At 37.7% G+C, this 21395-nt stretch carries 19 protein-coding genes; 9 read left to right on the top strand and 10 right to left on the bottom strand.

Annotated features, from left to right (window positions below; translation table 11 throughout):
- Positions 1-230: 230 nt before the first annotated feature.
- From BLR60_RS15225 to BLR60_RS15235, 3 genes are all read left to right on the top strand, one after another.
- Complete coding sequence (locus BLR60_RS15225) at positions 231-713, top strand: hypothetical protein (RefSeq protein WP_143009094.1); 483 nt, start codon at positions 231-233, stop codon at positions 711-713.
- 381 nt (positions 714-1094) lie between these two features.
- Entirely contained in the window at positions 1095-2741 is a 1647-nt protein-coding gene (locus BLR60_RS15230; protein WP_090501298.1) for a hypothetical protein, read from the top strand.
- Positions 2738-3268, top strand: a complete 531-nt coding sequence (locus BLR60_RS15235) for a hypothetical protein (RefSeq protein ID WP_090501300.1) — start codon at positions 2738-2740, stop codon at positions 3266-3268. Before BLR60_RS15230 ends, BLR60_RS15235 begins: the two co-directional genes overlap by 4 nt.
- A 278-nt stretch (positions 3269-3546) precedes the next feature.
- Here the strand turns inward: BLR60_RS15235 and BLR60_RS24880 are convergent, their stop codons facing one another.
- Positions 3547-3693: a hypothetical protein gene (locus tag BLR60_RS24880; protein ID WP_167354752.1), complete on the bottom strand. Its 147-nt coding sequence runs from the start codon at positions 3691-3693 to the stop codon at positions 3547-3549.
- 137 nt (positions 3694-3830) lie between these two features.
- On the opposite strand from BLR60_RS24880, the gene BLR60_RS15240 reads away from it, so the two are divergent.
- The 3 genes from BLR60_RS15240 (at position 3831) to BLR60_RS15250 (ending at position 8235) form a co-directional block, all read left to right on the top strand.
- Complete coding sequence (locus BLR60_RS15240; protein WP_090501302.1) at positions 3831-3950, top strand: AAA family ATPase; 120 nt, start codon at positions 3831-3833, stop codon at positions 3948-3950.
- A gap of 285 nt (positions 3951-4235) precedes the next feature.
- On the top strand, positions 4236-6197 hold the full coding sequence (locus tag BLR60_RS15245) for a glycoside hydrolase family 97 protein (RefSeq protein WP_090501362.1): 1962 nt from the start codon (positions 4236-4238) through the stop codon (positions 6195-6197).
- 166 nt (positions 6198-6363) lie between these two features.
- Positions 6364-8235 (top strand): glycoside hydrolase family 97 protein, encoded by a 1872-nt coding sequence (locus BLR60_RS15250; protein ID WP_090501304.1) that lies wholly within the window; start codon positions 6364-6366, stop codon positions 8233-8235.
- A 332-nt stretch (positions 8236-8567) separates the two neighbouring features.
- Here the strand turns inward: BLR60_RS15250 and BLR60_RS15255 are convergent, their stop codons facing one another.
- Positions 8568-8978 carry a hypothetical protein gene (locus BLR60_RS15255; RefSeq protein ID WP_090501306.1) on the bottom strand — a complete coding sequence of 137 codons (411 nt, stop codon included), beginning with the start codon at positions 8976-8978 and terminating at the stop codon, positions 8568-8570.
- A gap of 3 nt (positions 8979-8981) precedes the next feature.
- Positions 8982-10154 (bottom strand): FAD-dependent monooxygenase, encoded by a 1173-nt coding sequence (locus tag BLR60_RS15260; RefSeq protein ID WP_090501308.1) that lies wholly within the window; start codon positions 10152-10154, stop codon positions 8982-8984.
- Between the two features lie 87 nt (positions 10155-10241).
- Here BLR60_RS15260 and BLR60_RS15265 point away from each other — a divergent pair, with 87 nt between their 5' ends.
- Positions 10242-11213 (top strand): helix-turn-helix transcriptional regulator, encoded by a 972-nt coding sequence (locus tag BLR60_RS15265; RefSeq protein WP_090501310.1) that lies wholly within the window; start codon positions 10242-10244, stop codon positions 11211-11213.
- A gap of 50 nt (positions 11214-11263) precedes the next feature.
- On the top strand, positions 11264-11482 hold the full coding sequence (locus BLR60_RS15270) for a hypothetical protein (protein WP_090501312.1): 219 nt from the start codon (positions 11264-11266) through the stop codon (positions 11480-11482).
- A 313-nt stretch (positions 11483-11795) separates the two neighbouring features.
- On the opposite strand, the gene BLR60_RS15275 is transcribed toward BLR60_RS15270, so the two are convergent.
- Together BLR60_RS15275 and BLR60_RS15280 are read right to left on the bottom strand one after the other, a co-directional pair.
- Positions 11796-12884, bottom strand: a complete 1089-nt coding sequence (locus tag BLR60_RS15275) for an HNH endonuclease domain-containing protein (RefSeq protein WP_244155676.1) — start codon at positions 12882-12884, stop codon at positions 11796-11798.
- A 78-nt stretch (positions 12885-12962) separates the two neighbouring features.
- Positions 12963-13766, bottom strand: a complete 804-nt coding sequence (locus BLR60_RS15280; RefSeq protein ID WP_090501316.1) for a potassium channel family protein — start codon at positions 13764-13766, stop codon at positions 12963-12965.
- Positions 13767-14181: 415 nt separating this feature from the next.
- Between BLR60_RS15280 and BLR60_RS15285 the strand changes: the two genes are divergently transcribed.
- On the top strand, positions 14182-14685 hold the full coding sequence (locus BLR60_RS15285) for a very short patch repair endonuclease (RefSeq protein ID WP_090501318.1): 504 nt from the start codon (positions 14182-14184) through the stop codon (positions 14683-14685).
- A gap of 273 nt (positions 14686-14958) precedes the next feature.
- Here the strand turns inward: BLR60_RS15285 and BLR60_RS24885 are convergent, their stop codons facing one another.
- From BLR60_RS24885 to BLR60_RS15305, 5 genes are all read right to left on the bottom strand, one after another.
- Complete coding sequence (locus BLR60_RS24885) at positions 14959-16068, bottom strand: hypothetical protein (protein ID WP_167354753.1); 1110 nt, start codon at positions 16066-16068, stop codon at positions 14959-14961.
- Positions 16068-17276: a DNA cytosine methyltransferase gene (locus BLR60_RS24890; protein ID WP_208600648.1), complete on the bottom strand. Its 1209-nt coding sequence runs from the start codon at positions 17274-17276 to the stop codon at positions 16068-16070. Before BLR60_RS24890 ends, BLR60_RS24885 begins: the two co-directional genes overlap by 1 nt.
- Positions 17277-17475: 199 nt before the next feature.
- Entirely contained in the window at positions 17476-17736 is a 261-nt protein-coding gene (locus BLR60_RS15295) for a hypothetical protein (RefSeq protein ID WP_090501322.1), read from the bottom strand.
- 162 nt (positions 17737-17898) lie between these two features.
- Positions 17899-18555 (bottom strand): hypothetical protein, encoded by a 657-nt coding sequence (locus BLR60_RS15300; RefSeq protein ID WP_090501324.1) that lies wholly within the window; start codon positions 18553-18555, stop codon positions 17899-17901.
- Between the two features lie 246 nt (positions 18556-18801).
- A complete protein-coding gene (locus BLR60_RS15305; RefSeq protein ID WP_090501326.1) occupies positions 18802-21324 on the bottom strand; it encodes a DEAD/DEAH box helicase in 2523 nt (840 codons plus the stop codon).
- Between the last annotated feature and the right edge of the window lie 71 nt (positions 21325-21395).

Here is a 21395-nt window from a genome sequence, read left to right on the forward strand (position 1 = left end):
CCCATGGTTATTTAAAAAAGAATAATAAAATCTACCTATTCGATGTTTCAAAGAAAGCATTGCCTTCCTTTTGAGGGGCAAAGCTACCTCAGTCAGAAAACACTTTGGGAAATGATGCGGTGCACACTGATCTGAATATGATATTTGGGGCCGGTACCTATCGGATCAGGCTAACGCTGTACAGGAAGAAATAAAAGCGTAAGAAAAGGTCACTATTGTAATTGAAAATTATGAGAAATTTTTTAATGTATTGCTTTTTATCCTTAGGTATGGTTCAGGGAACTAAAGCACAAATTGTGGAACAGAATGATTTGTATAAAATAATAAGTAGTAAAATCCATAAAAGCTATAAGAAACCAGATGTTCATAAGGTTATTGTTTTTTCAGTCTTTCTCACCACCAACGCTACTGGCATAGTAGATTCGGTTTTCTTTTCTGAAGTTGACAGACCAATAACCCTGGAAGATATAATAGATACAAAAGAAATTAAACAAAAATATATCGGTGCAAAATTTAAAGTTAAAGACATCAGGAATGGTCTGGTGGTGATGCCAGTTATGATTCGTGTGCTTGGAGACATAAAGGCAACATATTTAGCTTCATTGGGTATAGACTATGCAAATCTGTTTAATGTGCCAGATAAACAAAGTAAAAGCAAAATTATTCTGTGTAAGCCAACAGTTGTCAGCTTTTCAATTATTGATGATTTGTAAGCTACAAAAGCTCTTCGTTGCGCTTAATTCATTCGCTGTTAATTATGGAAAAATTAATGCATTGTGTTAGCCATATTACTATATCATCTTTCTCATATATTTAAACCCATTATTGCTCGCAATGGTAAGCAATGGCTGTATATTCTCTAAAAAACCTTCCTCTTAAATCTGTTTCAGGCCATTGCTGCGCATCCGCATTGGGGAACAGGCTCAGGTAATCTTCCATTATGGGCTTAACAAAAGATTGTAAAGGGAATTCATAAAGTCATCATAAAAGACTAATGATTTAATCTATATATTATTTTTTGATTAACATATTACAAAATATACACTTATGTATATATTTACGTCTGTGTGAAATGTTAACAAATTCTCCTCACTATGAAAACAAAAAAAAAATTAATTCCTCTCCGAATTAGGATAACGAATGTAAAAACTATTTCGGTCATTCTTCTTTGCCTAATTGCATTAATAATGTCTAGATGTGCAAAGGAGAGATTAGTAAGTGATGCAATAATTGGTAAAACCCTCTCGGCAAATTCACCAGACTATCTTAAGAGGCTTAGTGCTATTAAAGATAGCTTTTATAGTTCAAAATTTGAGCGGAAGCTAATTGCAAATGTTAATCAAAAATACTCTTGGATACCCGATTGGGAACATCCTACTTCACAAGTTGTAAATGATACTGTTTCTTATGTGTTCTTCCCTCTAATAGCTAATGTAAAAGAGAATAATGTAACTAAGACAGTAATTGAACTTGGATCTGCACACTATTTGATTGTAAAAAATGAAAAAGAATTTTACAAGGCATTTTATTATCAGGCTAAAGCACCGAACAATTCCTCAAAGTTAGCCATTGATAATTTCACAGGTAATCTGCTTTTAACAAACTTTGAAAATGGAAAAAGTTATTTGCTCGATTATGTTGAAGGCAAGGTCAGTCAAAGTTACCAGAAAAGAAAAATGCTTGCCTTAAATAGGGAGTCTATAACTTTCCCAAATAAAACTTCATATTGGGAATCTATATGTCATACAGAACTAAAATACTGTACATGGGCTTCTGATGGGCCAACTAACTGTAATTCAGGTACAGTACATATTATTTATAGTCCTGATTGTAATTGGCCACAGGGGAACTGTGGAAGCAATTATAGCTTGATTGATTCAAGTGAAATAACAGTTTGTCAAGATCAATGGTTTCCAGATCCACCCACAGACCCGGGTAATGGTGGTGGCGGAGGTGGCGGCAGCGATGGAGATGGAGATTTTAACCCTGTTAACCTATCTAATACAATAACGATGGATCCTAACACCCGTGCGTGCTTGGAAAGCATAAAAAACTCAATTGTTAGTGCATCACAATTGTCGGTAACAATGGCAACTCTTTTAAAGCAAGTGCACAACGATAATACAAAAGCTCAAAATGCTGTTTTGGCTTTAGCTAACAACCCTAACGTATCAATTACCCTAGGTGAAAAGACAATACCATACCAAACAAAAACCCTTCCTGATGGGACAACAACAATAAGTGAAACACATGGCCAAACCGATCCTATAACAGGAAATATCAAACTTAACACTCTTACCCTAAATGAAGCCTCGGATATGGCAATTACAGCATCATTAATCCATGAAATGATGCACGCCTACTTTGTCTGGGGAGCTAATAACCTTACAGGTGACGAAGGAATGGCATTTAGCGACCTTAACAGATATCTTTTCGACCAGGAAGACGGCACACCCCACCCTTATAATTACCCAGAACTCGGATTCATGCAGCATTGGCAAATGGCTGAAACCTATGTTAATTCTATGGCAAAAATATTAGTGGACATTTCAATTGCCAAAGGATATGGAGCATCCCCCGATACATCCATAGGAATGGAGGAGTATTGTCGGGATATATTTTGGGGAAGCCTACAGCAAACCTCCGGGGTAGAACCACCCGACGCCGCAAGATCAAAAGCTAATTCAGAGAGAGAATATAAAAACAAAGCCGGCTCAACTGGTAAAAAAGATTGTCTATGATGATGAAAAATATAATTTTTAGCGTAGCAATAATGGCAGCCACTTATTGTACAGCGACGCAAAATAGAGTTGAATTAAACAACGAGAAGATTATTATCACAAAAGTGATTGATATAGTATCTAAAAAAAATGTTCGTCCAAAAAAGGTGCTCATCAGTGAGCAACTGTTGTCAGATCTCGATAGATACTTGATTACTCATGAAGGTGAAAAAAATACCGACTCATTAGCTCTACTTATACAAGGGAACTGGAATTATTTAAAAGAGAAAAAATCTAAACCTTATTCAACGGCCTGGAAGCAAGTTTCACTTTCAAAAACTGTAGGCGGGAAGACTAATTCCGAGAATGAAGGAAAAGATGATAACATCCTATTTAGTACAGTTCAGTTCTCGCCTGACGGTACAAAGGCATTTGTAGTATATAACAAAACATATAAAAACATTTCTCAAGCAACTGTTTTCTTTTTCTTCGAAAAAAAGAATGAGACTTGGATTCATACAGCACATTTTATTCCGTTTTTCGATTAATATGTAATGAAGCTTATTTAAACTGATAATTCAATTGCTGCGTTGTTTATGTATAATAAAACAACGTAGCAATTCTTAATGGTCAGGCAACATAAGATTTAACCAGGTTAAGGAATCGGCGAGCTACAGTTCCTCGATACAGGCGACATTAAAATACCTGATCAGGTTTAAACTGATGCGGTACATGCCGATCTGAATATGATATATGGTGCCTGTTCGTATTAGATCAGTTTAACCTGTATTGGAAAAAATAATATTGTGTTTTTAGCCATGTTAAGCTATAAAAAGTTTCTCATATACTCAAAGCCATTATTACTCGCAATGGTAAGCAGCGGCTGTATAATCTCTAAAAACCTTTCCCGTAAATCCGTTTCAGGCAATTGCTGCGCATCGGCATTCGGAAACAGGCTCAGGTAATCTTCCATTTGGGTTCGTTAGGGTAGTTTTCGCTAATTAGCTGACAGCTGTTGTCGCAAATGATGAAAGTCATTAAATCCATTAGTAACCAAACATTTTATTTTTAATTCTGTATTCTTGTACTTCTCGAAAATCTAAACTAATCATGAAAATAAGCAACATCACTATTACCAATCTCAAAAGCTTCAGGGACAAGATCAGTATCGACTTCGACCCTACTTTTAATATTATTGGGCCCAATGCCAGTGGAAAAAGTAACCTTTAGCTATCGTAAATATCACCCTAAGAAATTTTTTCCTCAAAACTTATAACTTAGTCCCTAATAGTCTGAATGATCCAAAACCTCGGATGGAGAAAATCTCACCCTTTCAGAATATTAATTAAAGCAGCAAAGTTGATTGACTTTCGTTTATATATCTTTGTCTGGCAATAGAAAAACGAGTTTCGCCATACCATAAAAACTAAAGATTAAGCTGATAGTGAGGATCAGGGAAATAATTATTTAATTGGTACACGATCCTACAGATATAAATAACATAACTAAATGATAATGATAAAGCGCGCAATATTAATTGGAATAATCATACTAAACACTCTTTTCGCATTTGCAAGCAAACTTTCCTCTCCAAATGGTATCGTAAGGCTTGAGATCAGGGTGACAGACAGGGTTGAATATGATATCTACAAAAATAATACATTAGTCATGGCAAACTGCGGTTTGGGGCTTGACATTAAAGGTGTTGATTTAAAGAACAAGGATTTGCTAAAGTCAGTCAGGTTGTCCCACATTGACAGGCAGATTAATCCCGTAGTGGCGCTAAAATTCGCTCAGATCCATGATAAGTGTAATGTCTTAACCGTCCAACTAAAGAATGGTTATGCCATTGAATTCCGGGCGTACGATGAAGGGGCTGCATACCGGATCATTACCAATATCAAAGGCGATCTGAAGGGGAAAATAAAGGTTATAAACGAAAAGGTTACGCTTCCTTTGAAAGAAGAATATGAGCTTCATCTCCAGCCGGCAAAGGATTTTACATCTAATTATGAAACCAATTATATTCATCCAGCCGCCAAGACATGGAAGCAGACAGCACAGATGTCGACGCTTCCAGTCCTAATCGATACAAAAAACGGTGTGAAGGTTTTGTTCTCGGAAACCGATGTGATGGACTATCCCTGCATGTTTGTCAAAGGCGATAGCGATAAGGGCATGGTGTCTGCTTTTTCAGGTGTAGCACTCGAGGAGAAAAAGCAAGGAGACCGCTTTATGCGCATTACAAAAGCTGCAGACTACATTGCAGAAACCGATGGCAAGCGAACGTTTCCCTGGCGCTATTTTATCCTTGCCTCCCAGGATAAGGAACTGCTTGAAGCAACCTTGCCTATAAAGCTTGCTCAAAGATCTGCAATTAAAAATACCGAATGGATTAAGCCCGGGAAGGTAAGCTGGGAATGGTGGAATGCTGCAGCACCTTACGGACCGGATGTCAATTTTAAATCTGGCTTTAATCTGGAGACTTATAAATACTATATTGACTTTGCTTCAAAGAATGGTGTGCCTTACATCATTATGGACGAAGGTTGGGCAGAAAGTGTTGATGACCCTTACACGCCAAATAAGAAGGTTGATCTGCATGCCCTTATAAAATATGGAAAGCAAAAAAATGTCGATATCATCTTGTGGCTAACCTGGCTTAGTGTGGAGCAGAATATGGGTCTATTCAAAACTTTCTCGCAGTGGGGTATCAAAGGGGTGAAGATTGATTTTATGGATAGAAACGATCAGTGGATGGTCAACTACTATGAGCGTGTAGCCCAGGAAGCGGCCAGATACAATATGCTGGTAGACTTTCATGGTTCTTTCACACCCAGGGGTTTAGAACAGAAATATCCCAATGTCATTTCCTACGAGGGGGTTAGGGGTCTGGAACAAATGGAAGGTTGCCAACCTGACAATAGTATCTTTCTGCCTTTCATCAGAAATGTAGTTGGACCTATGGATTTTACGCCAGGAGCGATGATCAATATGCAGCCTGAAGTCTATGGAGGCAAGAGGCCAAATTCAGCAGCGGTCGGTACGCGAACTTATCAGCTGGCTCTTTTTGTACTTTTTGAAAGCGGTGTTCAAATGTTATGTGATAATCCTTCCCTATATTACAAAGAACAGGAATGTACTGACTTTATTGCTGGCGTACCGGTTACCTGGGATGAAACAAAAGCGCTACAGGCCGAATTAGGTCAGGTGGCGCTCGTAGCTAAGCGAAAAGGCCGTACATGGTATATCGGTGGAATAACCAATGGTACGTCCAGGAAATTTAATGTAAAAATGGATTTTCTGGATAAGGGCAAAAGTTACCAGATGGTGGCTTTCGAAGATGGTATAAATGCCCCCCGTCAGGCAATGGATTACAGAAAGGTTATCTCGCAAACAGATCGTGAGCAGGAAATGGTAATTAACATGAGCCGTAATGGGGGATTTGCTGCTGTGCTTACAGAAATTGACAGATAGTAAACTTCAACCTAGAAAATTAAAGATGTTTGGGATATAAAATATGGATTTAAATCTTTTAGATGTAAACTTCAGCCGACTATGTTGCAACGTAAACCAAGTCTAATGCTCAGGATAACGGGTGGTCCGGCCTATTTCTTCTTATAAAAAATCAAACACTAGCTTCATGAAAAGCAGGATATTTGTCTTTTGTATTTTGTTTACCGCTGTATCACTTTATGTTTCTGCCGAAGCCAGCATTGCGCCCGTATACGAGGCCAGTGACGTATTTCCGCTGGTAATCGCCTCACCCGATAACAGATTACGTGTTGAATTGAACAGTAATCAAACCAGTGATATTATCTATTCCTTTTCTGCCAATGCTAAATTAATTATCTCAGATTCTAAGCTTGGATTAAATGGAATTGAAAGGGCCGTACCAATTGGTTGTTCACATCGTTCAAACAATACTGTCTGGAAACCATTGTGGGGAAAAAGAGCAAGAGTTCCTGATAGCTATAACGAAGTCAAAATAGAGCTGACGACCTATAGTCTTATCATCAGGGCATATAACGACGGAATTGCATTCAGGTATGAAATTCCTCAAGGGAAACCAGAAAAGGATCTGACTGAATTTAATTTCACGGGTAATTATACTGCCTGGTATTACAACGGTGAGCGTGCAAACATCGGACCCGAAAAATTAATGGATTGCAGTGGTAAGCGTTTTCCGGTGATGACCGTTAAAGTTGACAAAGATAATTATGTGGCCATTCATGAAGCGGATTTATCATGGGGCGAACCGCTCGTATTGCAGTCTAGAAAACAAGAAACAAGGTTTGATATTGCCTCCAAGCCCAGTAATTCATGGAAAGTTGTGATGTATGGAGATAAGCCGGGATCGCTGGTGGACTCTCATATTTTGGAATTACTCAATCCACCGCCGGCAAAATCAACGGATTTTAACTGGGTGAAGCCTGGAGTCTCAGTTTGGGACTGGAGGATTGCCGGAGCGCAGGTCGATGGCTTTAGGTATGATATGTCACTTGCTTCATGGAAAAAAATGGTTGACTTTGCCTCAAAAAACAATATTCGTTATCTAAGCCTGGATGCTGACTGGTATGGACCTGAATTTGGTCAACAGTCGGATCCGCTTAAGGGTGGGAAAGTAGCCGAGGTTCATGAAATCATAAAATATGCAAAAACAAAAGGTGTAGGGATTTGGCTTTACCTCAATGACGTTGGCGGCCGAAAGTTTCCGATAGCGCAAACACTCAAGCAATATGGCGACTGGGGTGCTGCGGGTATAAAATATGGGTTCATGTCTGGTAGTGCGGAGGAAAAAAATGAACGTACGAGAATGATTACCGAATTGTGTGCGAAAAACCGCCTCTTGTGCAATTTTCATGATGGTCCGGTTCATCCATATGGTCAGATGCGCACCTTTCCTAACGCGCTAACGCGTGAATATTGCCAGGCCCAGCTCGACGCAGGCACCCCCCTGCAGCCAAAAACCTTTGTCACTTCAGTTTTTGTAAATATGCTGGCAGGACCTTTGGATATGAACAATGGACTTGCAGATCTTTTGCAAACCGGCAGGACGCATGGAGCGGCTTACCCAACCAATACCACGCTTGCTGGTGAGGCTGCAAGAACTTTAATAACCTTCTCTGGGGTAACGGTCATACCCGATTTACCGGAAAATTATCAAAAACACCCTGAATTGCTGCAATTTATTTCATCACAGAAAATGCCTTGGTTGGAAAGTAAAACGTTAGATGGAGAGATAGGCGAGTTCATCGTGATGGCCAGGCAGGCAAATGATAAAACCTGGCTTATTGGTGCGGCTACCAATGAAAAGGGGCGGGATTTAGATATTCCGATAGATTTTTTGAAAAAAGGCAAATTTAAGGCGATCATTATCCAGGATGGGGATAATTCGGATTATAGAAAACCTGTTGAAAGCTACAAAGTAATGGAAAAAGAGGTCGGCCGAAACGATACACTACACGTTAGGCTGGCACCAGGTGGCGGTGCATGTATACTCATAACGAAATAGCCGATATTATATTAATGTAACATACCTTAGTATACCACTTCATTTGTGATTAGAAGATCTATTTGGGGCCGGTACCTATTGCATCAGGTTAACACTATGTTGGAGGAGATAATGTTATGTAGCCAGCTTAAGCGACAAAAACCTCCTCATATATTCAAACCCATTATTGCTCGCAATGGTAAGCAACGGCTGTATATTTTCTAAAAACCTTCCCCGTAAATCAACTTCAGGCAATTGCTGCGCATCGGCATTCGGAAACAGGCTCAGGTAATCTTCCTATCCACATGGGGGATTGTTGAGGTGTTGTGGTCAATTTTATGGCCAAAATATAATCATGAGCAAACATTTCTACTAGATATTGCATCTAATAGACGCGGTTTCAATTTTGTTCCAATTTGAATAAAAGGGATAATTCCTGAGAGCGCTAATGCCCAAAACCATGGAGGATTAATGGTGCTTATCCATAGCCATATTATAACCAAGCTGATGCAAATTCCTGTAATATACTGCTGTTTATTTTCCCCGCCACACAAAGATGTCACCATACCTCCCACAATACAGCTCATATAGAAGCACACTAATTTAATAACAAGTTGAATAACATCATAAGAGGTCCATGTATCTAGTTCAAACAGTTGCAAAGAAGTTGGAAATATAGCACCCTGTAATTTAGCAAATAAAGAACTTAAAAGGCCAATGGTTCCAAATCCAACGATGATGGAAAATATTCTTTTGAAGTTCATCACTTAGTTGATTTTAAAATTCAACTGATCTTCAGTGAGTACAATCGGATCAGTCATGATCTTTTTCAGTTCGATGTCGGATGCTGCCCTGAAACTATTTACAAACTGATCAAGCCGCTGCTCATCAGCAGGGATAAATGAAGAAGCGTTATTTCTGGCATTGCCCTGAAATTTACGGATAATGGGTTGCATTAATGTGTTATAATTGCTGCATGCGGATTTTAAATCATCAGGTGTTTTGCTGATAAAATGCGATAATGCCTTCGCTCCATAGATTGAAAGTGATGCTCCCATCCCGGAAAGGGCGGTAGGACAGTATCCTGCGTCACCCAGCAAAACCATATTTCCATTAACAAGGTCAGTTGCTTCTACCATACCCATTTTATCCACGAACATCAGGCCCTTTTCTACAAAACGATTGAGCAGATCCCTTACCTCAGTGCTATACTCATTGAAAGAACTGTGTAATAGGTCCGCTGATTTTTGCTTTATCGTTGCAATATCACCCGTATGATGGATGTAGCACTGGATCGCGATTTCATTGTCTGCAATCGGGTAAATAGAGAGCATTTTATTCACATCAATATAAATTTTGAAAGCGCCCACAGCATATGAATGTTCCATTTCCAGTCTTCCACCCATATACAGGGTATTGAAATCTTCCATTTGTGAATCTGTAAAATAACGCTCGCGTGTTGAAGAACGTAAACCTTCAGAAACAATAACAAGATCAGCTTCCATACTGCTTCCGTCAGAGAGCGTTACCGCTGTTTTGTCACTTGTTGAAGTAATCCCTGAAATCGTGGTGTCGAAAAGTACATTCACCTGGTCTTTTAAATTTTCATACATTACATTATGAAGTCCGCCACGTGAAATCAGCACTGAACGCTCAATATTCTGGTTCATTTTTTTATAGCTGATGTGCTGAATAAGACGCTCATCTTTTTCTAAAAAGCTCACAAATTCAGATGGGGAAGATGCGGCACGCAATTCTTCCATCAAGCCGAGCTCCTCCATAATGCGGACACCGAAACTCTTCAGGGAGATCAGGAAACCTGCCTTGGTAAAAGATGGGGCTCTGTCGATTACCGTAACTTGATGATCTTGTCCTGCTAGTAATTTTGCGGCTGTTAATCCTGCAATTCCGCCGCCTGATATTAGAATTTTCTTTTTCATTTTTATAATCTTTTAAATGCTTATTGCAAAATTAGCTTTACATTTAAGGATAAAATAGTCCTTTTTGTATTAAAAATAGTCCACAAAATGAGTTTAGCTGATAACAAGAAGCAGATGCTTCATCTGGCAGAGAAACTGGGAATGCCTGCATCTGAATTCGGCAATACGCTGGATCTTTTACGGCTTAATGAGATACATATCGTGGATATGCTTCCTGAAATGCTGTTGATGATCCGCTCTATTATTGCGGAAGAAAAATTTATATACAAAAGAAAACCTATTGATGCTGTTAAGAAAGGTCTGCTGTTTTCTTTTCATAACATTTTCAGCCATTCTACAGATGATCATCAGCATCAGGATGATGAAAAATTGTTCCACATCCAACCTCATATCCGCATAACGCCTTTCAACCTTGAAAGTGAAGTGGTATTCCTAAAAGGATGCACAGTTACCCAAATCACTATCCTGATCGACCTTGATTTTCTCAAATTTTTTATCGGAAAAGATCAGGAGTTATTCGGTTATCTTTTCAATGATGAAAAAACATTATTAATAGAAGAATTTATGTCACCGGAGATGGCTGATCTTGTTAATGAGATTGCCGGAATTAGGGAATCGGGTATTCTTTCACAAGCTTATTACAAATTGAAAGCACTGGAGCTGCTGTACCTGCTGTTTAACAATCTTTCCAAACGGCAACAGATTAAACATCAGAATCTCCGCAGTGATGAAATAGCAGCGCTCTACCGTGTAAGAGATGCGGTTTCATCTTCCCTCAAACGGCCGTTGACACACGATGAGCTGGTAAAAATCAGTGGTATGAATGTACTTAAACTGAGGAAACTTTTTACACAAATTTTTGGGAAGGGTATCTATGAGTATAGTCAGTACATTAGGATGCAGGAAGCAGCGATATTGATTAAAGACAAACATCTTTCAGTTTCTGAAACCGGATATCAGTTAGGTTTTACCAATCTGAGTTATTTCGGAAGGCTGTTTGAGCAACATTTCGGAATGAAACCTAAAAAATGGAGCGCACAGCAGCGCTCGAAAGCATAATGTTAAAGGCCTATCTTAATAATAATTAAGAAGTTAGCAAACTTTATGGAGTGAATTCATTAAAAGCAGTAACAGATAAAAAGCAAATTAAAATAGGTGCAGGCTTAATAACCATTCAAAGTGTGAAAGATGATAAAGGTGTTTTCAGTATCACGACTAATAATGGTTTAAAGGATACATCCAGGTTCGGGATGGGTTGTACCATAGGCTTAATGGCCACACTATACATGATCTTATTTTGCCAGAATTTGTCGATGTTTAGCACATGATATATGTATCTAGTTTCAATCTAAATCATCGGGCTTTTTTTGATTGAGGTGAAGAGATTTAGTCTCAATGGCTAACGGTGGAGGATGTTTAGATTACCAGATTGAAGCTTATTTGTCAGCTATAGATTTAGAATTAGATTGGGTGTTGCAGGATATGGAGAAAAAACATTAGCGTGCGATAGTTTAAAAGGTGATGCCTTTTGGGAAAACTGATAAGGTATATGCCGATCAGGATAATATTTGCGGCCGGTACCTATCGCATCAGGTTAACGCTGTACTGGAAGAAATAATGTGATGTTTTAGCCAGCTTAAGCTACAAAAACTTCCCCATATATTCAAAGCCATTATTGTTCGCAATGGTAAGCAACGGCTGTACATTCTCTAAAAACCTTCCCCGTAAATCTGTTTCAGGCAATTGCTGCGCATTGGCATTAGGGAACAGGCTCAGGTAATCTTCCATTATGGGCTCCTTGGGGTAGTTTTCGGTCATCACTTCTATAGCCGTTTTTTGCAGCTGGTAATACCCGTCAAAATAATCTTCCATCCTGGGCAGTTTGTCATTCTTCCGGCTGTTAAATGATGGATCAGCCGGGATCAGGTTCCAGATCAGATCATGAGATACAAAGGCGTAGGGGATAAAATGTTCAACCGCGAAGCTGCCATGTACCAGTTTTTTATGCGTGTATATACATTCCAGCGGGCCGGTATGGTCTAAAACCCTGTTCCAAAATTTACGCTGGTTGAGCAGGTTGTTCCGGCGTGCAGGTTTAATCAGTTTATTCGGAATATCAGGAACGTTGGGGTTATGTTTTTGCAGGTAAAGGCTCAGGTGCCAGTAACAAAAGGCCTTTAAAATACCAGCATGTTCAACCAGGTAGCCATGCCATAGCGGGTTTATGGTGATGTTCTGCTCATTGAGCGCATATGGACAATCATTTTCAAAAGCTGCCGAAAGGCGGTATATTTCAGCACGGTTTCCTTTCAGTTCCGGAAACCAGGGGCTCAGGTAGCGGTGCGGTACCTCTTGATCAAAATACTGTATGGCTCTGGCCGTTAATGGGTTCAGGCTATTAATAATTTTCTGTTTAACCACTTCCTGTTTTTCATCAATGGTGATACCTTCCAGGTCACGTATCTGCTTAATGGCCCGTTGTAATTGGTCTTGTTTGCCGAATGAGACATGAAAATAATTTACGGTGTACCAGGCTAACGAAACCATGCCTGCAAAAATCCGGTGCTTGGGTATTATGGCGTTTCCTTTTTCCAGTTCGGATAATATGGATAACAGCCAGTAATATTTATAGGTTGCTGAAGTATTGTTGAAACTTGCAGTAAGTGCACTGATAGGAAGTCCGGTACGTTGAGGTAGGGCAAAGTTCATAGGAGGTGAGAGTGTTTTCAAATGATTTAAATTACGCACAATCAGATTGATCGTTTTTTTAGCTGGCAGGTCAATTTCAGGATTACTGCCCAGAAATCGTTAGCTGTCCTTATTTAAACTTTTTGCTGTTTTTGGTTGAGCTTGTTTTAGCTTCTTTTGTTTTGGATAGGTAACAGTTGAATTGTAATAAGTAGGGTCTTGAATTTTAGATGCAAAGAAATTAAGGAAAAGCGCGATGAATATAAGAAAAACTATTATTTGGCTTATAACCAACGCATAGCCACATGAAGTATGTACTGTAAAATCTCCATATCCCAAAGTTGACGAGGTTACGAAACTAAAATATATTACTTGCATAGAAGTTAGAGTTTTATCTCCAAAAAAGCCCGCAACATTTTGATTAAGGTAAGAGTAGATTACCGCGTAACTTAAGCATAATTCAATATAATTAATAAATAGCATAAGTAAAGAGCGCCTGTATGACATAGGGGCAGCAAATTCACTTGATAAAAATATTAGCGATCCCAAATAAAATATAGTTTCAATCGCAAGATACGAGGAGAGGAATGCAATGGCTATGTTATTTGTCAAGTGGTAATAGAAAAAAATAATTGGTAATAGTATTTTAACAACGACATAAAATTCTAATACTATTTTTCTCCATTGTAAGCCAAAGCGGCCCGATATATGCCTGACGTATAATCCAGGGAAAACAAACATAGATAGCCCTAGTATCAGTCGTATAAATCTTTCAATCCCAAAATCTTTATAAGTTGTATTGTTCCATATTCTTTTGACATTTTTCCACTGATTGCCGATTGCTGGGTTTAGTTTATTGTTCGGGCGTGCGTTTACTTCTCCTAGCAGGAGTTTAGTTAAGAATCCTTTTATGTTTGCTAGCATCTCCAATTTAATTACAAATGACTAAGGTTAATTTCGGTACATTAAGGGCACTTTCTGACCGAAGGTAGGTAAACAAAGAACAATTTGATCATCAACTCGCAGGCCAGACAACTAGAGCTAACATAACTGGATTGAGATCTAGCCATTAATGATCTATAAATGACCATCCCAAAAAGCAGTATGGTCGTTATGTTTTCAAATTTAATTCTAAATGCGTTCAAATCGCTAATAGAATAATCAGATTCAGTGGATGATAACTAAATCTAATCATCGGTGATAAATATAATTATTTTACCCCTATCTACAAATGGAAGAACATTTTCCATTGGAGAGATAATTGCCGGCAAAATATGGTTAAGGTTTAAATTAAGCTTATCAATCAAGAACTTATTTACTTGGATTTTGTTGATTTATCATGGCTGCTAAGAGTTATCAAGGCGATAAAGAAGTGATCAAAGTTCCCCGCTTCGAGCAAGCAGGTGGGTTTCACACTACTGCCGATCGTAGTAAAACAATGGCAAATATTCAGGGTAAAAATACCAAGCCTGAATTACTTCTTAGAAAAGCATTATGGGCTAGTGGTATCCGTTTTAGAACCCACGTTAAAAACATGCCTGGAAAACCTGATATTGTTATCCAAAAATACCGCCTAGCGATATTGGTAGATGGAAGTTTCTGGCATGGTTTCCAATGGGAGAAAAAGAAACTTACAATAAAAAGTAATGCCGAATATTGGATTCCAAAAATTGAAAGAAATATACAACGTGATCGAATAAACCAAAGGCTATTAGAGGAAGCTGGATATACAGTAATACGCTTTTGGGACCATGACATCAAAAGCGATCTTAACAAATGTTTAAATCAGGTTTGGCTTTATATTGTGTCTGCCAAAGATATGCCAATACCTGAATTATCGTAAATAAATTTTAAAGGGGAAGCTAAATATTGCCCCTTCCAATCCAAGATTATTAAGGTTACTACAGTGTTGATAGTAAGAGATGCTAGGTTACGTAATCTTAAACAAGGTCTAGCATTGCTATGAAAAATAGCAGAAAATTTGTTCCATTCGCAATGGGGAATAACCTTTAAAAAAATAGATTATCTCAAGAAGCCGTCGCTGGAAGTTAAGAAGGCTCACGATATTTGTTGCTTTGATAACCATATTTCTGTTATGTTAATTAAACACATTATTTTAAACCATTTCGCCAATTAAAACGTTCCAACGAAGCTTATGTTCGAATTTTAGTGCTTTATCATCCTCAACTAACTTAACATAGTTATTGATAAATTCTGATGGGTCGTCTAGAAGCCTTAAATAATATTTCAACGTTGGCATGATGCCATTCACAATTAATTGGCAGCCGTGGACATTTTTTATGCGCTGAACTTCTGCCTGAATTTTAATCCATTCATCATCTGTTGTATTTGCTGTAGAAAGGATATAGTAACGGGAAACATTTGTACTCTGGAATTTATTAAATGCATCTTCAACAATTTGTAATGTTATTGGAATGCCGTGTTTAACTTCGACCGCTTCAAAAGCACGGTTTTTTTCATCTGTCAAGTCGATATCTCCTATTCTACCACTTCGTTTATCTGCAGATGTATGGCTTTCCAAGGGAAGAAGTTTCTTATTGTTGAATCTTTTAACTTCATTAATCAAACATTGATATGCAGCAAATATAGCTAAGACTGGCAACCTTGATGCGCCGGTAGAAGAGTATGAACCGTTAAAATGGTTGATAAGCACTTCCAATATGGTACTTATTGATAATGCAGACGGCCTAGAGAGTGCTAGTATTTGACTGTTCCTTTTAATTATCAAAGCTTGGAAAAGAAAACTGAGATACTCACTGCAATTTGCACCATGTTGTACCCTATCTATCACCTCAAGAAAGGTTGGTTTAAGCTTTGGGTTCATTCCCCCTGGAAAATCCTTGTTATAAGGAACTTTCTGTTCTAGTGATCTCGTTAACCATCCACTTTCCGCCATGTAGGGAAACTTCTGCCTTTTCATGAAAGGAGTAATATATTTTGTGTCAAAACCTCGACCGGAGTATCCATTGGGTATGCTGACTTGATGATTACGTATATCTTGTTCAGGATGTAATGCCTTATATGTTATGCTAGTTATAACAACACTTAATACTCCTCTACTTTTCTCCGAATATTCTATTAACTTTGCTAAGAGGTCCTTTTCTACATCCTGTAGTCCTGACACTATTGAAATTCCAGAACCTACTTTCGACATAGCTTCATCTAAAAGATTATTCAGTAACTCTTCGGGGTTAATAACACTCATTATAATAATTGCTGTTTAATTTGATTAATTATTTCCTTAATCATCGGTATACATACACTGTTTCCGATTTGTCTGTAAAGTTCAGAAGTGTTGCTTATCTTTTTAAATTCCTCAGGAAAACCCATGATACGATAACACTCATTCATAGTCAATTTTCGAACGTTCTGATCCTGATATATCCAATATCTTCCTGAACTTTCGCCTGATGCTAGAGCAGGATGCAAGCCTTCAACTGAGTATATTCTATTAGGTTGTTTATGTACTCTTGATAGGTTCTCCGTTCCGGGTCTTACCCCTGCAATTCTTATAGTCTTATTTCTATATCCGCGAAATATTAACCCGCTTTTCTGCTCTTTGTAGTCCTCAATGAGTGTGTAAGGCTCATTCAAATATTCAAAATCAGAATCATTATCCAAAAAGTCTTTTAATTTTGGTTTAGGTGTTGTTTTAAGTTTTGAAAAATCAAAGTGTTTATCTTTATGGCCGATTATTATAATGCGTTCCCTATTTTGTGGTACACCAAAATCTGAGGCATTTAATAAGTGCCATGATGTTTTATAACCCATTTCTTCCAGGTGAACTAAGATAGTTTTAAGAGTTCTCCCTTTATCATGGTGCATTAAGTGTTTAACATTTTCTAAAAACACCACTTTAGGACTTCTTAATGCTATTATTTGAAATACATTATAAATTAATGTTCCCCTTGTATCTTCAAAGCCCTTCATCTTGCCTGATATACTAAAAGGTTGGCATGGAAATCCTGCAGTAAGTATATCGTGTTTTGGAATAACATCAAGATCCAATTTGGTTATGTCTCCAAAAGGTACTTCTCCAAAATTTAGTTCGTAGGACTGTTGAGCATAATAGCTAAATTCGGATGTAAATACGCACTTTCCATTTAATTGCTGCATTGGTATCCTAAATCCTCCAATTCCAGCAAACAAGTCGATAAAAGTAAATTCTGGATTTGCTGGAGGAGGAAATGGTACATCAAAATTCATCGGTAGAAGCTGTTGCATAACCGGTTCTTCAATCATACTCAATTCTTGGGAAAGTTGTTTTAAATATTGCTGGGCTGGCTTTATGAAATGACTGGAAATACCATTAAGGTGATTTTGAAAATAGTGCGTTAAGTGCGCAAGACCAATGTTTTCTTCTCTTTCAATTTGTAATTTGAGCCGCTTCTTTACTGTAGAATAATTAACCATTAATAAAACTAGGTTTATGGTGCAAGTTAATATTATTCGATGATATATTTGGTGGTGAGTTGAATTTACAGCAAGAATTAATCGGAGTAGTCTATGTATTAGTGCATAATTTTCTTTAAAAAATTTATTTTATCTTTCTAAATAACGAATTCTAACAAATCGCCTATCCTGCCAACTTCTTATTCTCAAATCTTATGACCTAATACATATAGATATCTCCTCGATCAGTTTCTTCAAGCGCTATACCCACAAATATTTCCTTTCTTCCAACTTGCCACTTATACGCATTAAAGGCCCTTCGGTTTTGCATCTTTTCTTGTTTTGGATAACCTTTGTCATATTTTGTTGCGCCGTAAGTTTTAGTAAAATATTGCTTAAGTAAATCCAATCTATCGAATAGCGCTTTATCAAACTTTGTATTATCAATGGTAGCGGTATCAATCAGATCAACCTCATTCAATGCTTTCGAACTATCAAAGTAGGTACTAGCGTTGTATAGAATTCTTACAAGCCAACTAGTAACATATAAAATGTTGGCTGACAGAGGCGTTCTTTTTCTGAAGCAGAATTGCTTCTTTCATAAGTTGTAATTATTCTCTCATATGTTTAAAAAGACCGTTTATCAGTGAGTCAGTATTTTTGTTTCCTTTTTTGTTAAACCTGTCATGCCGAGCCAGGTGATCTCTTTCCCATCTCGTAGCACGTCAAATCTGGTATTGGAATAGTGATAAGATTCATTGAAAACTGTGTCCAAAATAACATCTTTATAAGAAATTGTGATTTTTGCCAGAAATCGGTCAAACTTCCTGTAGCGCGGAAACACTGTCGTGTTTTCAGTTCTTTCACTCGCTAGAGGGTTGTCCAATTCTATTGTATCTACGGTGGATATTCTATAGTTTCTGTAAGTGTCTTCTCCTTCAAAATCTATTTTATTACTTATCCTTCCTAAAACCTTATTATAAATTTTCAATTCGACAGCGGGTCTGATCCCAGAGTTTTTTAAATTGATAGTGTAATTCCAATATTTAGTAGTATCCCCCGGATATCTCTCTGGATCACTTTCCATCTGAATACTGTCGATGACTATGTATTGGCGGTTTTCTTCCTGGCCTCGGCGGCGTTCCTCCTTCATAATCATTATTTGTTCATCCGTTTTTTTGATTGATGTTCGAAACTGTATTGTGCTGATGTAAAGTGCCCATCCGGCAACGACAACAGAAAGTAATGTTGCAAAGTGTGCTGTGTTTTCCCAATTTACAAAGTTTTGAAATCTGTTCATTTTTGAATGATATTATTTTAACTATTTTCTAAATCAATGTTTTTTTGAAACTGCTATACGACGTTTTCGTGTTTTGTGAGGTTCTAGGATAATGTTGTCGGCCCGTTTTAGCAAGGTCGTGTCTTTAACTTATAGATTTTATATAATAATATACTTGATTTTCTGCTACAATGCGATTGGTGCTCTGTCAATTTTAAATAAATAGCTACTATTTTAGTTTTGATTAAACAGTAGCTATATGCATTTTTATTTTTTACTACTTACTTTAATGACTTTTAAGAAACTACCTCTAAAATTTTCTGAAGTCAAACTATTGGCGCTGAGCAGTTTTCCTATTTCCTCTTTAGAGATAGCATTGATGCCTTTATTTACTATAGCATCGTAGAACTGCTCCAGTTTCTGCTTTAAAGCTGCAAGTGCACCTTCATCGATAACTTTACTATTTTCGCTTGGGTTTACATTCCATCCTTTAATATCGGGTGATTGTAGCGTTACTAAGGTATGGGCCGTGTTTTTTCCATAATGTTTTTTAAACCATTCTCCTGATTGTAATAATTGTCCTATGTTTTCGCGGGTAATTTCGCTGTGAATAGCCATTGATTTTGCTTCGAGGATGAGGTAGTGGTTATCACTCATTATCCAAAGCACATCAGGCCCGTTACCAAATTCATTTTCTGGTTGATGCGCATCAAATCCAAGAAGCTTGCCAGTTTCTTTTAATGCATTTTCAAATTTAGCTGCTTTTATATCCTTACTGAACGTGAGGTCATTTAATATAGACTGTACATGTATTTTTAAATCCTGTGATTTGTTAAATTGTTTAATATATGATAGAACCATTGATGCTTGGCCCTCATTTTTATTCAGTCGACTATAATTTTCTCCATTCCTTGGCGTCAGCATATGTGGTGCCATGGTGGCTTTAATCTGAAGATCATTTGCAATTACCGGGTCGGCCTGATAAATAAATTTGGCTGCATATTCATAATACCATGCTTGGTGTTTTAGGTTCAAGGCGAGTTCTTTATTATTTATGATTGTCGAGCCAATCTTATCCATTGCGCTACTATATCTTCTTAGTTTAAACTCATTCAATGCCTCTTTTTCTTTTTGAGCGATTTTCAGCTCTTGTTTTTTAACATCACTAAGTGTATCATCTTTAACTTCGTCTAAAATCGAGTTATGGAATTCTCTCCAATTTTCGTCTTGATTCAGACAATAATAAATTGTATCCTTAATAGTTTGGATAGAGTTCGATTTATCCTCCTCATCATCCAGAATTGTAAGGCCGGATTCAATTTGTTTCCGCGTAACAGGAGAAAAATATCCATAATTAAACTTGTTACCTAAAAATTGAATTAGATCGTTACCCATAAGAATTACTGCGCAGAAATCACTTCCCGATCGAACGGCCCTGCCTAATCCTTGGTCGATAATCTGAGATTTCAGGGAAGCCTGTATAGACTCCACACGTACTTCCTTATATAGATCATTATAAGACGAAAATCTGGGATATCCATCCATAACTAGCAGCCTACACATGTCTCCATGTAAATCGATTCCATCATATCTGTTAATGAGCACATAAAGGCCGCCTTTGGAAGTCTTTAATTTTTCTATATTATTTGAGATATTATCATCTTGATTGAGATTAACAGCTCCATATTTATACCAAACTTTTGCCTTTTCTGCTGATGGGACGAGGACTACAACGTTATTCCCTTCTTCGGCAATTTCGCTTGTTAGCTGTCTGAGTTGAGCATCCTCGATATTAGGATCGAATCTTTTTGGTGCTAATATGAGGCGCTGGCCAACATCCTTTCTATTTCTTGGTATAATGGCATTAATGACATTTTGTTCTTCAATCCCAAAGTCCTTGATTAGGTCAACCTGATCTTCAAAGGTTGCAGATAATATATACTTGAATTTGGCTTCTGAAAAAGATTTTACTGAATCAAATGGAACGATCATTGGGGATATTTGCAAACCATTTGGGCCAATGTAGCAGTCAAATGTGTCAAGGGAATCACATATCATTTGCCATTTAAATCTGAGTTCATCATCGTCAGAGAACTCATTTAAAATATCTAGAATTTCGTCTTTTCTATCAAGCCACGCCCAGTATGGAACTTTTAAAATTTTCGCATAAGGATCTCCATCTAGAAGTCGTCTGTAGCTTCCGGGTGCCTGCTTTTTAAGTTCAACGTCAAATAGTGCAATGAGCCGGTCGAAAATTTCGTGTTTACTGCTGATATTTAAAGTTGTATTTTGCCTAGAGATATCGAGGCAGGTGTGCGCATCATCAATTACGATCGCACCAATTTCAATTTTGTCGCGGTTGAATATGGACTTGGCATTGAAAAGCTTATGGAAGTTGCAAAGGAGTATGGCTTTGCAATTCAGGAAATCAGCTGGGAATTGGTTTTCGTCTGAGATTTCGCAAATTGGTATACCGTAAAGGTTAGCCTGCTTTTTTGCTTGGTCAAGTAAGTATTTATCAGGACAAACATATACTGCGGTGCCAGCTCCTTCAACGAGCTTAGAATAAAGCATAAGCAGACTAACCAGTGTTTTGCCAGATCCTGTGTTCATCTTGCATAGCATCTCTTTTTCATCTCTGCGCGCATGCCATTCTTTCAAAACCTCTTCCTGAATCCCTCTTAAATACGCATAACCATCTTTTCTATAAAGGGATTGGTAAAGGTCAATAGGGTCAATTGGTTGTGCAGGTTTGTGTTTGCTTTCTAATTTCTTTTTGAATACGTTCATGGGGTTCTTATTTAGATGTAGAAAGATAAATAATTATACTTTATCCATATAAAGGTTAACCGTAAAAAAGT

This window comes from Pedobacter terrae, from assembly GCF_900100705.1.
Lineage (GTDB): Bacteria > Bacteroidota > Bacteroidia > Sphingobacteriales > Sphingobacteriaceae > Pedobacter > Pedobacter terrae.

Coding starts and splice junctions, on each gene's coding strand:
- BLR60_RS24880 (WP_167354752.1), bottom strand. CDS start 3,693: ATGGAAGATTACCTGAGCCTGTTTCCGAATGCCGATGCGCAGCAATTG.
- BLR60_RS15305 (WP_090501326.1), bottom strand. CDS start 21,324: ATGAACGTATTCAAAAAGAAATTAGAAAGCAAACACAAACCTGCACAA.
- BLR60_RS24885 (WP_167354753.1), bottom strand. CDS start 16,068: ATGAGTGTTATTAACCCCGAAGAGTTACTGAATAATCTTTTAGATGAA.
- BLR60_RS15230 (WP_090501298.1), top strand. CDS start 1,095: ATGAAAACAAAAAAAAAATTAATTCCTCTCCGAATTAGGATAACGAAT.
- BLR60_RS15280 (WP_090501316.1), bottom strand. CDS start 13,766: ATGCTAGCAAACATAAAAGGATTCTTAACTAAACTCCTGCTAGGAGAA.
- BLR60_RS15245 (WP_090501362.1), top strand. CDS start 4,236: ATGATAAAGCGCGCAATATTAATTGGAATAATCATACTAAACACTCTT.
- BLR60_RS15260 (WP_090501308.1), bottom strand. CDS start 10,154: ATGAAAAAGAAAATTCTAATATCAGGCGGCGGAATTGCAGGATTAACA.
- BLR60_RS15285 (WP_090501318.1), top strand. CDS start 14,182: ATGGCTGCTAAGAGTTATCAAGGCGATAAAGAAGTGATCAAAGTTCCC.
- BLR60_RS15235 (WP_090501300.1), top strand. CDS start 2,738: ATGATGATGAAAAATATAATTTTTAGCGTAGCAATAATGGCAGCCACT.
- BLR60_RS15300 (WP_090501324.1), bottom strand. CDS start 18,555: ATGAACAGATTTCAAAACTTTGTAAATTGGGAAAACACAGCACACTTT.
- BLR60_RS15240 (WP_090501302.1), top strand. CDS start 3,831: ATGAAAATAAGCAACATCACTATTACCAATCTCAAAAGCTTCAGGGAC.
- BLR60_RS15225 (WP_143009094.1), top strand. CDS start 231: ATGAGAAATTTTTTAATGTATTGCTTTTTATCCTTAGGTATGGTTCAG.
- BLR60_RS24890 (WP_208600648.1), bottom strand. CDS start 17,276: ATGGTTAATTATTCTACAGTAAAGAAGCGGCTCAAATTACAAATTGAA.
- BLR60_RS15255 (WP_090501306.1), bottom strand. CDS start 8,978: ATGAACTTCAAAAGAATATTTTCCATCATCGTTGGATTTGGAACCATT.
- BLR60_RS15250 (WP_090501304.1), top strand. CDS start 6,364: ATGAAAAGCAGGATATTTGTCTTTTGTATTTTGTTTACCGCTGTATCA.
- BLR60_RS15265 (WP_090501310.1), top strand. CDS start 10,242: ATGAGTTTAGCTGATAACAAGAAGCAGATGCTTCATCTGGCAGAGAAA.